This is a genomic window from Massilia mucilaginosa, from assembly GCF_011682145.1.
Classification (GTDB): Bacteria; Pseudomonadota; Gammaproteobacteria; order Burkholderiales; family Burkholderiaceae_D; genus Telluria_A; species Telluria_A mucilaginosa.
Map to the genome: position 1 here is coordinate 32,815 of NZ_WHJH01000039.1, position 12,224 is coordinate 45,038.

The following is a 12,224-nucleotide window of genomic DNA, read 5'->3' on the forward strand; positions in this document are numbered from 1 at the left end:
TTATTATCAATAGGAGTCTTGCCGTGAAACTCAGAAAGCTGCCTTGCGCACTGCTTTGCCTGTACAGCCCCCTGGCCGCGTATGCCGACGACGCGCCGCCGCCGATGCAGGTGGTCGTCATCGACAGCGCCCGCGTGCAAGCCGGCAGCGACAGCACGGCCCTGGGCAGCCGCCTCGACCTGACCCTGCGCGAGACGCCGGCCTCGGTCGAGGTGATCGACCGCGCCCTGATCGAGGTACGCGGCGCGCGCAGTCTCGATGAAGCGGTGCGCGGCGCGGTCGGCGTCACCCAGGGCGGCAATGCCACCTCGCCGTCGCAGACCTCGTCGCGCGGCTTCAGCGCGGGTTTTGTCAGCTATCTGTACGACGGCAGCCGCATCGCCGTGCCGACCATGAGCGCGCGTACCCAGGACACATTCAATTTTGAACGCATCGAAGTGCTCAAGGGCCCGGCCTCGCTGATGTCGGGCGACGGCGCGATCGGCGGCGCGATCAATTTCGTGACCAAGCGGCCGGACCGCGCGCAGGCGTCCAGCGAAGCGATGCTCTCCTACGGGAGTTTCAACACCTGGCGCATGGGCGCGGGCCTCAACCGTCCGCTCGGCGAATCGCATGCGCTGCGCATCGATTACAGCCACCAGCAGAGCGACGGCTACATCGAGCGCAACAAGCAGCGCTACGACAGCCTGACCCTGGCCACCACCAGTGCGCTCACGCGCGACATCACGCTCGACCTGAGTCTCGACCTGCTGTCCGATAACGTGAACTCGTACCAGGGTTCGCCCCTGGTTCCGCGCGCGCTGGCGACGGACCCGATCGGCGCGGTCAGCGACGCCGGCGGGCGCGTGATCGACCGCCGCCTCGCCTTCAAGAACTACAACGTCGACGACGCGGTAATGGAGTCCGACAGCGCCTGGGCGCGCGCCAAGCTGACCTGGAAGCTTGCCCCCGAGTGGACCTTGCGTAACGAACTGTCGTATTACACGGCCGACCGCAGCTGGCGCAATGCCGAAAGCTACACCGTCAGCGCGCCGCGCCAGGTGGTGCGCGACCTGGTCGGCGTCACGCACGACCACCAGGTGTTCGGCAACCGGCTCGACCTGTCGTACACCGGCAAGCTGGCCGGCATGAAGCACCGCTTCGCCGCTGGTGCGGAATACAGCAAGACGCGCTTCGCCACCCGGCGCAGTTTTTCGAACGGCGGCGCCGCCGCCAATGCCGCATTGGCGGTCGACCTGTTCGATCCGGTCTACGGCACCTACGAGTCGCTCAGCGCCAACAGCGCGCTGTACACCGGCGCCGGCAACCGCAGCAATTTTTCGACCAGCATTCCGACCGCCTCGCTGTACCTTGAAGATGCGCTCTGGGTGACCGACAAGTGGACCATCGTCGCCGGCCTGCGCCAGGACCGCGTCAAGCTCGCGCGCCGCACGGCGGACCTGAACATCGGCGCGGCCACGGCCTACGCGCAGACCTACGATCCGCGCTCGCTGCGCATCGGTACCGTGTACGCGTTCGACAAGGACCTCTCGCTCTACGCGCAGCACACCAATGCCTCGGCTCCGGTCGGCTCGGGCAACCTGCTGCTGCTGTCCGCCGCGAATGCCGCTTTTGAACTGTCGAAAGGCACGCAGAGCGAAATCGGCATCAAGCAGTCGCTGTTCGGCGGCAGCGTCGACTACACGCTGGCGCTGTACAGGATCGGCCTCGATAACATCCTCTCGCGCGACGCGGCGGTGCCGACCCTGACCGTCAACAGCGGCAAGCAATCGTCGCGCGGGGTGGAGCTGGCGGCGGCCTGGCGCCCGGCGCGCCAGGTGAGCATCAACGGCAACGTGGCCGTGCTGGACGCACAGTTCGACCAGCTGCTCGAAGCGGGCAACGTGTCGCGCGCGGGCAAGCTGCCGCCCAACGTCGCCAAAAAGACCGGCAACCTGTGGGTCGACTACAAGATGGACCAGCTGCCGCTCAAGGTCGGCGCAGCGCTCAATTACACGGGCGAGCGTTTCACCAACAACGCCAACACGATCCGCATGAACGCCTTCACCACGGCCGACGTGTACGCGAGCTGGCGCCTGGGCTCGGGCGAGATGACCCTGCGCGTGCGTAACCTGGGCGACAAGCTGTATGCCGGCTGGAGCGGGGCGAATGTGAACAGCCAGGTCATCCTGGGCGCGCCGCGCAGCGCCGACCTGACCTATCACGCGCGGTTTTAAGCGGGTTTCGGCACCGACGGCATAAAGGAGCGCCGGTTTGCTGTGGCGAAGGCGAAAATCAGGGTAAGATTGCCGTTCTTATCAACTTGCAAACCGGAGTACATCATGAGTTTCGACAATTTTCTGACTCGCCTGAAAACCAAAGCCGGTGAAATGAAAACGGAAGTACTGAAATTCAAGAACAAGGATTTCATGAACGCGGCCATGGCCGGTTCGGCGCTGATCGCCATGGCCGACGGCAGCATCACGTCCGACGAGAAGCAAAAAATGGTCAAGTTCATCGAGACCCACGACGCGCTGTCGGTCTTCACGACCAACGATGTGATCAAGGCTTTCCAGGAACACGTGGGCCAGCTCGAATTCGACAAGGATATCGGCGAATCGAAAGCCTACCAGGCCCTGGGCAAGATGAAATCGAACGGCGAAGCGGCGCGCCTGCTGGTGCGCATGGTGATCGCCATCGCCTCGGCCGACGGCAATTTCGACGCCCGCGAAAAGGCGGTTGCGGTCAAGATCTGCAAGGAACTGGGCGTCCCCCCGTCCGAATTCGAACTGGCATAAACAACGGGGTGGGCGCGCCGCCCACCCCGTGCTTCTTTACTTGGCTGACGCGCGGATCTTGCCGAAGGCGTCGCCGGCTTTCCAGGCCGGCATCTTCGGCGCGTTCGCCACGCGCAGGCCCAGGTTCAGCGTGAACTGCGCCTGCTGCACCATCCCTGCCAGATCCCAGGTCGGATCGTATTCGTCGCCTACCTGATGGTAGCGCGCGCGGTACGACGCCTGCTTGGCCTTCGCGCCCTCGATATCCTTCACGTAGTCCTTGCCGCCTTCGATCGAAAAGGCCGGAATGCCCGCCTTCGCAAAGCTGAAATGGTCGCTGCGGAAGTAGCCGCCGGCCAGGTCGGGCTCCGGCGTGCGCACCCTCAGGCCCATGGCCTTGGCGGTGGCTTCGGCCAGCGCACCCAGTTCCGTGCGTTCGCTGCCCTTGGTGCCGATATCCCTGGCCGCGCCGACGAAATTGAGGCTGTCCAGGTTCAGGTTGGCCGCGGTTTTGTTCGCTGGCCACAGCGGGCTGCTGGCGTAGGCCGCGCTGCCCAGCAAGCCCTGTTCTTCGGCCGCCACCCACAGGAACATCTGGCTGCGCTTGGCCGGCGCGCGCACCGCTTCCTGCGCCATCGCCAACAGGCCCGCGGTGCCGGAGGCATTGTCGACCGCACCGTTGTAGATGGTATCTAGGCCTTCGCCTTGCTTGCCCAGGTGATCCCAGTGGGCGCTGTAGATGACCACTTCGTCCTTGAGCCTCGGATCGGTGCCCGGCACCACGCCGGCCACGTTGAACTGTTCGACCATGCGCACGGCCGCCTTCATGTCGCCCTTGACCTTCGCTTTCAGGGCCACCGGCTTGAAGTTCTTGGTCTCGGCCGCGGTGCGCAGCAGGTCCAGGTCTTCGCCGGCGGCGGCGAACAGGGTGCGCGCGGCGGCTTCGGTCATCCAGCCTTCCATGCTGGCGCCACGCTTGCCCTGCGCCAGCTGGAAGCGTTCGGCGAGCCAGCTGTTCTGCACCACGCTCCAGCCATACGAAGCCGAGGCGTCGGTGTGAATCAGCAGCACGCCAGCGGCGCCCTGGCGCGCGGCTTCCTCGAATTTGTAGGTCCAGCGGCCGTAGTAGGTCAGGCCCTTGCCGTTGAAGCGATTCGGCTCGGCGGCGGTCGGCGCCGGGTCGTTGACCATCATGACCACTACTTTGCCCTTGACGTCCATGCCCTTGTAGTCGTCCCAGCCTTCTTCCGGCGCGGTGATGCCGTAGCCGACGAAGACCAGTTCCGCATCCATCGCGTGCGCGTCTTTCGCGTCGCCCGGCGCCCAGACCCAGTCCTTGCCGAAGGCGAGCGACTGCGCCTTGCCGCCGGCTTCCAGCGCCACGCTGCCCGCCTCCGGCGTGGATTTCACGCCAGCGATCTTGACCGACTGGCGGAAGCTGTCGCCGTTGCCCGGCTTGAGGCCGGCGGCCAGCGCCTGCGCTTCCAGGTAAGCGACGGTCAGGTCGCCGCCGCGCTGGCCGGTACCGCGCCCTTCGAGCAGGTCGCTCGACAGGAACGACATGTGGGCGCGCAGCGGCGCTTCTTTAACGATGGGAGCGGCGGCGCCGGCGGCGCAGGCCGGGAAAGCGACGGCCAGGCTGGTAGCCAAGGCCGTGCCGACGAAGGAGGAAAGCATCTTTTGCATGGGTTCCTAGTGCGGTAAAGGGTGGTAAATACGGCGTCCACGGGGGACGAAGCGAAACATTGTATGCCATTCCGCCGCGCCGTTTGCAAAGGAAATCGCGCCTCGCTAACGCAGTACCAGGGTATCGGTCGCCAGCGTGCGGCCGCTGCGCCGCGCGTCGATGCGGCGCGCCGGAACGGCGTCGGCGGGCAGGCCCGGGATCGACTCCTCGATCATGATGCGCGCGGGGCGCTCGCCGTCCAGTTCCAGCTCGATGGGCAGGCGCCGCTCGCCCATGCCGTGCAAGGTCAGCGTCCAGCCGCCGCCGCGCCGGGCGGCCAGCGCGCGGCCGTCCAGGCGCGCGGCCAGCACGCGCGCCCCTTCGACCCGCAGTGCGATGGTCGGCGCGGCGTTTTTGGAGGTGAGCGCAAAGGCCACCTTGCGCCGTGCCGGGCTGTCTTCATCCTTGAGCATTTCCACCTGCGGAAAGGCGATGCCGCTCCCCGGCGCTTCGGTGGCCGTGCGCGTTTTGCTGCCATCGAGCCAGTACGATTTCCAGGTGACGGCGTCGGCCAGGAAGGTAATGCCGGCCGCTGGCGGTGCCGCTGCTGGCGTGCGCGAATCGGCCGCCAGCGGCACAAGCAGCACGATCGCCGGCAGCAGGCCGAGCGTCGCAATCGCGCCGCGCGCAGGCCGCGACAGGCTGGCGGCCAGCGGCAGGTACAGCGCGCCAACGCCCAGCAGCACGCCGATCAGCGGCCACGCCAGCAGGTAGCTTGCGCCGGGCCTGGCCGCGCTCACGACGATCAGCAGCGCAAGCGCGCCCGCCAGCGACATCGGGACGATGCGCACCACGCCACGGCGCAGCAGCGCCCAGCACACCACCAGGCACAGCGCGCAGGCGACGCGCGTGATGTCCCACACGATGTGCTCGGGGTAGTGCAGCACGCCGGCCAGCGGTACGTTGAAGTACACCCGCTCCGGCGCGGCGATGGCTTCCAGCGGCCTTGCGCCGAAGGCACGCACCAGCGACAGCATCGCCGCGCCGTCGTCAAGCGTGGCGGAAAAGCGCATGCCCGCCAGGCCGAGGGTGCGCAGCGGCGACGGGTCGGCTTCTGGCGCGCGCGAGGAGCCAGCCGTTGCCGCATCCAGGGTCGCCCACGCCGTCACTGCATTGCCATTGGCGCCCTGCGTACCCAGGAGTGTGAGCGGACCCTTGCCGGCGGCGCCGTCGAAGCGCAGCAGCAGGCCGATATGGCGCGCCCGCGGATGCTGTTCCACAAAGGCGCGCGCGCCCAGCGAGCCGGCGTGCTCGCCGTCGGCAATGAGCACGATCAGGTCGTTGCGCAGGGGCGGGCCGTGGCGCAGGGCGCGCAGCGATTCGAGCAGGGCGGCCACGGCGCCGGCGGCGTCCGGCGCATCGGCCACGCTGTCGTAGTGCGTGGCCAGCATCAGCGGCGTGCGGCGCACCAGTGCGCTGCCGCGCACGCGCAGCACGATGTTGTGCACCACCGCCACCGTGAGCCGATCGGCGCCGCCCGTCACGGTGGCGGTCTGCACCTGCGGGTCGAGGCCGAGCGCGCGCAGCTTTTCGAGCAGGTAGTCGCGCGCGCGCAGGTTGGCGTCGCTGGCGATGGGGCGCGGCGTGTGCGCCAGGAAGTCCCTGTGCGCCAGCGCCCGGGTGGCCGAAAAACCGGCCGGCCCGGGATCTTGCGGCGCCGCCGGCGGGGCCGGACGCAGCGCCAGCCAGGCCAGGGAGACGGCCAGCAGCAGGGCGGCGGCCAGTCCCGCCGCGCCGCCCTTGCCGGCAATGAGCCAGTCGATCCGCATCGGCGCGGCCGGGGTAGCGGTCGCGCCGGATTGCATTGCTTAGTCCAGCGTCCAGACGTAGGCGATCTGCGCCCAGGCCGGTTCGGCGACGCCGCCAACCGTGGCCGGCTTGAATTTGCACAGGCTCAGGGCTGCGACGGCCGCCTTGTCGAGCTCACGCGATCCGCTCGATTTGTCGACGCGGGCATCGGTCACCTTGCCATCGACACCGACCAGCAGCGCGAGGTTGACCGTGCCGGTGGCGCCGTCGCGGGCGGCGCGCGCCGGGTAATCCGGCTTGACGCAGGCCGAGGCGTCGGCCAGTACGGCGGTGCGCTTTTCGACGGCCGCGCGGGGCACGGCCGGCACAGTCGGCGGGACCACCGGGTCGGCCGTGCGGGCCGGCGGGGTCGCTGGCGGCAGCGGTGCGTCTTTCTTCAAGACCTCGGCGGCGATGGTGTCCTCGCGCGGCTCGGTCTCCACGCGGAACGGCTCGGGAATCACAAGGCGCGGCTGCACCGGTTCCGGCTCGAATGGCTTTGGCTGCGGCGGCGGTTCGACCGGTTTTTCGGGCGTCACCGTGGTCACCGTGAGCGGCGGCGGGGTGTCGCTCGGCCCCGCTACCCGGTTCATATTGTGGATCAGCGCACCGCCAACGAGGACGTGCAGCGCGGTGACGACGGCCATTTTGGTGAATTTGTTGGTGGCGCCGATGTGCTGTTGAGAGAAATGCATGGTGTGCTCCGTATTGTTGTGTTCACGAAATGGGTCGCATGGTGGAAGGCCGCACTGCTTTACTTCCAGTCCACGGATCAAATATATGCTATGTCCTAGCAATTGAAAAGGGTTTTCGTAGTAATTCTTTTGCTGCGTCCGGAGCGATGCAGGTCATTCTGGTGGTAAATCTTGCCTGTCGGGGCATGGCTCGCGTCGGGGGCCGATGTGTGAAATAATCTGGTAGGCGCGGCGTGCCTGCCGTCTGGTCGCACATATTGATGCGATTCAATGGCAAGGCGGAGTAAGCGGACGCAGCCTTTACCCGTGGAGAGTAAAAGTGCAGACAGAGCAAAAATCGATTCGGGTCTTGCTGGCGGACGACCATCCCATCGTGATGACCGGTTTCGCCATGTCGCTGGCCGGTGTTGGGATGGATGTGGTGGGGCAGGCCAAGACGCCCGATGAAGCCGAAGAGATGTATGCCGCCCTCGATCCGGACGTGCTGGTGCTCGACATCCGCTTCGGTACCGAGTTGACGGGGCTGGACGCGGCCAAGAGCATCCTGGCCAAGTTCCCGCAAGCGCGCATCGTGTTCCTGAGCCAGTTCGACCAGGATAGCCTGATCAAGGAGACCTACCGTCTGGGCGCGCGCGCCTTCGTGACCAAAGATTGCGATCCGGCCGACCTGGCCACGGCGGTCAGCCATGCGCACGAGGGCAAGCTGTACTTCCTGCCGCAGATCGCCGAGCGCCTGGCCAACCTGTCGGTGCGCGGCGACGCGTCGCCGCAGTCGCAGCTCGACCAGCGCGGGCTGGAGATCTTCAAACTGATGGCCGAAGGCCTGACCAACGCCGAAATCGCCGAGAAGCTCAACCTGTCGACCAAGACCATCAGCAATATCAGCCAGTCGGTCAAGGAAAAGCTGGGCGTGCACCGGCAGGCGTATATCACCAAGCTGGCCGTCAAGTACGGCTTGATCGAACCGTAGTGGGAGGTCGCGTGTTCGCAGGCTTGAGGAGATGGGTCGCGACTGCGTGTGCCCGCCCGATCGTTGTGCGCCTGACGGCGGCATCCAGAGCGGACGACGGTGGCAGTGGACGTTTTTCGGCCATTGCGCTGGCCATCGGCCTCACCCTGGCCACCACCGCCAGCGCCGCCGGCGTGATCGGCCCGGCCACCTCCACCGACCCCACTGGTTTCCGCTTCCAGATCGTCACCGCCGACGACTCCGGCGTCACGCGCCGCATCGCCGACGACTTGTACAAGCAGCTGATGCCGATTTTCGGCGGCTTTCGCACCGAACTGGCGCAGCACCGGCGCATGGTGTACGTGGCCATCGGCCCGGTCGCGCTGCGCAATGTGGCCGCGCGCAAGTGCGATTGCGTGGTCATCGCCGCCTTCACCTCCAGCCAGGTGTGGCGCTCCGTCACCGAAAACCTGCAACCCGAGCGTGTGCTGTCGATGACGGCGATTTACGCCGAACCGGCCCCGGTCGACCAGTTGCGCCTGATCGAACTGCTCTACAAACGCCCGGTGCGCGTGGCCGCCATCGTCAGCAGCAATACGGGCTTCCTGAAACCGACGCTGCAAGGCATCGCCGAAATCGAACATTACGACCCCAGTGAGGATATCAACGTGGTCCTGAACCGCATCGGCAAAACCGAGGTCCTGCTGGCCATGCCCGACCGCAGCGTCTACAACACCGAGAACGTGCGCAACATCCTGCTCTCGACCTACCGCCACAACCAGGCGGTGATCGGCTTTTCGGCCGACATGGTCACGGCCGGCGCACTGGCCACCACCTATTCCACCATTGAGCAGATCAACGCCCAGGTGGCCGACGTGGCCAACGAATTCGTCGCCACGGGCGAGCTGGCGCCGCCGCAGTTCCCGCGCTACTTCAGCACCGTCATCAACGAAGGCGTGGCGCGCTCGCTCGACGTGGCGGTCGACGACGCCGCCCGTCACTTCACGCGTCGTCCACCGGTGAGGCGTCAATGAACCTGCGATTCTGGCAAAGCTGGAGCATCGGCACCCGCATGGCCTTCATCACCATGCTGCCGGTGGTGTTCCTGTTCTCGTCGTTCGTGGGCTACTCCTGGTATTCGCACCGCGCCCAGGTGGCGCTCGAACTCGAAGAGCGCGGCCGCATCCTGGCCAAGGCGCTGGCCGAAACCAGCGAATACAACGTCATCTCGGGCAATCTGTCCGACCTGCGCCTGACCATCAATGGCCTGGTCCAGTCGGACAAGAGCATCCACCGCATCGACGTCGTCGACGCCAACCAGAAGGGCGCCATCAACGTCATCTCGCAGGGTTCGGCCATCGGAGAAGATCGCTTTTACGAAGCCCCGATCAAGAAGCAGATGATCTGGATTAACCTGTTCTCGGACAACGGCGTGCCGCACGTCTCGGGCTCCAGCGACACCAAGCCGACCACCGTGCCGACCGAGGTGGTGGGCTATGTGCGGGTGACCATGTCGCCGACCAACATGCTGCACAAGCAGGCGCGCCGCTTCCAGGTCGAACTGGCGATGGCCGCGCTGGCGCTGGTGGTCAGCGGGGCGCTGGCCTACGTGCTGGCGCGCAGCCTGACCATTCCGCTCAAGTCGTCGATCGGCGCGCTGCGCGAAATCCGCGGCGGGAACTATCAGGTGGCGCTGCCCGTCACCACCGGCGGCGAGGTGGGCGAGCTGCAGGAATCGATTACCGAAATGTCGGTGGCGCTGGGCCGCTCGCGCCAGGACCTCGAAAACAAGGTGGCCGAACGCACCAAGGACCTGGTCGAATCGCGCAACGAAGCGCTCAAGGCCGATGCCGACAAGCGCAAGCTGATTCAGAAGGTGAACTCGATCGTGGAAGATGAGCGCAAGAGCATCGCCATCGAAATTCACGACGAACTCAATGCCTCGCTGATCGCCGCGCGCCTGGAGTCGCAAAGTATCCTGCACCTGGCCGGCAAGGTGGAGCAGGGGCCGATGATCGACGAGATCAAGCAGAAGTCGCAAGCCATCACCAAGCTCACGCTCGACCTGTACGCCAGCGGACGGCGCCTGGTGCGGCGCCTGCGTCCCGAGGTGCTCGACATGCTCGGCCTGCACGGCGCGGTGGAAGAAATGATCCGCCACTACGATGCCAGCCACCCCGAGTGCCATTTCCAGTTCCACTCCGACGGCGATTTTTCGGGGCTCGAGAGCGAACTTGCGATTTCCGCCTACCGCATCGTGCAGGAAGCGCTGTCGAATGTGCTCAAGCATGCCGGCGCCACGCACGCGCAGGTGGCCATGACCTTGTCCGAGCAGGACGATACGCTGCACATCGAAATCGCCGACGATGGCGCCGGCTTCAGTACAGCCAGCGCCTCGTCGGGCATCGGCATCATCGGCATGCGCGAAAGGGTGTACGCGCTGGGCGGCACCATCGACTTCAGCTCCGAGCCCGACAAAGGCACCGTGGTCGGCATCGCCCTGCCGATCGCACAAACCGTCTGACCGCTGAATTTTGTTCGCACCTCATTCCCACCGTCTCAACCTCATCGCAAAACACACAATGTCGAACGAATTGAAAACGCCCTACGAACAGGGCAACAAAAACCAGACCACGACCTGGGCTGATTGCATCGCATGGTATGAAGAGCTGGCGCGCCGCTATCCCGGCGTGCTGCATTTTAGCGTCGTCGGCACCTCCGACGCCGGCCTGCCGATCCACGCCGGCGTGGTATCAAGCGACGGCGTGTTCGAGCGCCAGCGCATCAAGGACGAAGGGCGTCCGGTGTTCTTCAACAATAACGGCATCCACCCGGGCGAACCGGAAGGCGTGGACGCCTGCATGGCGCTGGTGCGCGACTTTTGCACCGAGCCGGCGCGCCTGGCCGCGCTGGGCAAGACCGTGTTCCTGTTCGTCCCGCTGTACAACGTCGACGGCAGCATCAACCGCGCCGACACGTCGCGCGTGAACCAGGACGGCCCCGAGCAGTTCGGCTTTCGCGGCAACAGCCGCCACCTCGACCTGAACCGCGACTTCGTCAAGTGCGACAGCCTCACCGCGCAGGTCTTCAACAAGCTGTTCACGGCCTGGGACCCGGACGTGATGGTCGATACCCACACCTCCAACGGCGCCGACTATCCGTACACGATGACCCTGATTCACACCCAGACAGATAAACTCGGCGGCGCGCTCGGCCAGTTTTTGCAGGGCACCATGCTGCCGCATATGTTTGCCGAGATGGCGCGGCGCGGCTGGCCGACCTGCCCGTACGTCAATCCGGTCAAGGACAGCCCGGACCACGGCATTGCCGAATTCCTGGAGACGCCGCGCTTTTCGACCGGCTTCGCGGCGCTGCACCACACCATCGGCTTCATGCCCGAGACGCACATGCTCAAGCCCTTCGCCGACCGCTACGACTCGATGCGCGCGCTGGTCGAAACGGCGCTCGACTTCACGGTGGCGCAGGCGGCCACCATCCAGGCCCTGCGCCGCGCCGCGCGCGACGAAGGCAAGGCCCGGCGCGAGTGGCCGGTGCACTGGTCGATGGATGCCGATAAACCGTCGACCTTTCCGTTTCGTGGCTACGCGGCCAACTACACGCCCAGCACGATCGGCAATTACACGCGCCTGTCGTACGACCGCAATGCGCCGTGGGAACGCGACATCGCCTACTTCAACAGCTTCCCGGCCGATATCGTGGTGGCCACGCCGCGCGCGTACGTGCTGCCGCAAGCCTGGCGCGAAGTCGTCGAACGCCTGCAGTGGAACGGCGTGGCGATGACGCGCATCGAGGCCGACCGCATCCAAGAGGTGCGCTGCTACCGCATCGTCTCGGTCGACTCGCGCGCGAACGCTTACGAAGGCCACATGTTCCATGACGACGTGCAGCTGGAGGCGTTCACCCAGGCCGTGATGCTGCGCGCGGGCGACTGGTTTATTGAGCTGGACCAGGACATGGCGCGCTACGCCATCGAAACGCTGGAGCCGCAGGGCCACGACAGCTTTTTCCGCTGGGGTTTCTTTAACAGTGTGCTGGAGAAGAAGGAAGCGTATTCGGACTACGTGTTCGAAGACCACGCGGCCGAACTGCTGCGCGACGAGCCGGCGTTGAAGGCCAAGTTCGAAGCCTGGAAGGCGGTCAATCCGGCGCTGTTGTCGGACCAGGGCGCGGTGCTCGACTTCATCTTCGCCAACTGCGCGCGCTACGTGGAGCCGGAGTGGCGCCGTTATCCGGTGCTGTCGGTGATGTAAGCCAGCGCCAACATGGGGGAACGCACGCGTTCCCCCGAT

General features: G+C 65.9%; 9 protein-coding genes. 6 read left to right on the plus strand and 3 right to left on the minus strand.

The window, feature by feature from the left end:
• Positions 1-23 precede the first annotated feature (23 nt).
• A complete protein-coding gene (locus F2P45_RS24260) occupies positions 24-2,216 on the plus strand; it encodes a TonB-dependent receptor (protein ID WP_166880675.1) in 2,193 nt (730 codons plus the stop codon).
• Positions 2,217-2,321: 105 nt separating this feature from the next.
• The gene (locus tag F2P45_RS24265; protein ID WP_166880677.1) at positions 2,322-2,777 is read left to right on the plus strand and encodes a tellurite resistance TerB family protein; all 456 of its coding nucleotides are present in this window, start codon (positions 2,322-2,324) and stop codon (positions 2,775-2,777) included.
• A gap of 36 nt (positions 2,778-2,813) precedes the next feature.
• Here F2P45_RS24265 and F2P45_RS24270 read toward each other — a convergent pair whose 3' ends face one another.
• From F2P45_RS24270 to F2P45_RS24280, 3 genes are all read right to left on the minus strand, one after another.
• A complete protein-coding gene (locus F2P45_RS24270) occupies positions 2,814-4,442 on the minus strand; it encodes a M28 family peptidase (protein ID WP_166880678.1) in 1,629 nt (542 codons plus the stop codon).
• Between the two features lie 105 nt (positions 4,443-4,547).
• Entirely contained in the window at positions 4,548-6,287 is a 1,740-nt protein-coding gene (locus tag F2P45_RS24275; RefSeq protein ID WP_166880680.1) for a M28 family peptidase, read from the minus strand.
• A gap of 3 nt (positions 6,288-6,290) precedes the next feature.
• Positions 6,291-6,965 carry an energy transducer TonB gene (locus F2P45_RS24280; RefSeq protein WP_166880682.1) on the minus strand — a complete coding sequence of 225 codons (675 nt, stop codon included), beginning with the start codon at positions 6,963-6,965 and terminating at the stop codon, positions 6,291-6,293.
• Positions 6,966-7,284: 319 nt separating this feature from the next.
• On the opposite strand from F2P45_RS24280, the gene F2P45_RS24285 reads away from it, so the two are divergent.
• The 4 genes from F2P45_RS24285 to F2P45_RS24300 all read left to right on the plus strand — a co-directional run bounded on the left by F2P45_RS24285 (position 7,285) and on the right by F2P45_RS24300 (position 12,185).
• A complete protein-coding gene (locus F2P45_RS24285; RefSeq protein WP_126077256.1) occupies positions 7,285-7,935 on the plus strand; it encodes a response regulator transcription factor in 651 nt (216 codons plus the stop codon).
• A gap of 65 nt (positions 7,936-8,000) precedes the next feature.
• A complete protein-coding gene (locus tag F2P45_RS24290) occupies positions 8,001-8,948 on the plus strand; it encodes a hypothetical protein (protein WP_370663307.1) in 948 nt (315 codons plus the stop codon).
• Positions 8,945-10,438 carry a sensor histidine kinase gene (locus tag F2P45_RS24295; RefSeq protein WP_166880684.1) on the plus strand — a complete coding sequence of 498 codons (1,494 nt, stop codon included), beginning with the start codon at positions 8,945-8,947 and terminating at the stop codon, positions 10,436-10,438. Before F2P45_RS24290 ends, F2P45_RS24295 begins: the two co-directional genes overlap by 4 nt.
• 58 nt (positions 10,439-10,496) lie before the next feature.
• On the plus strand, positions 10,497-12,185 hold the full coding sequence (locus F2P45_RS24300) for a M14 family zinc carboxypeptidase (protein WP_166880685.1): 1,689 nt from the start codon (positions 10,497-10,499) through the stop codon (positions 12,183-12,185).
• Positions 12,186-12,224: the final 39 nt, after the last annotated feature.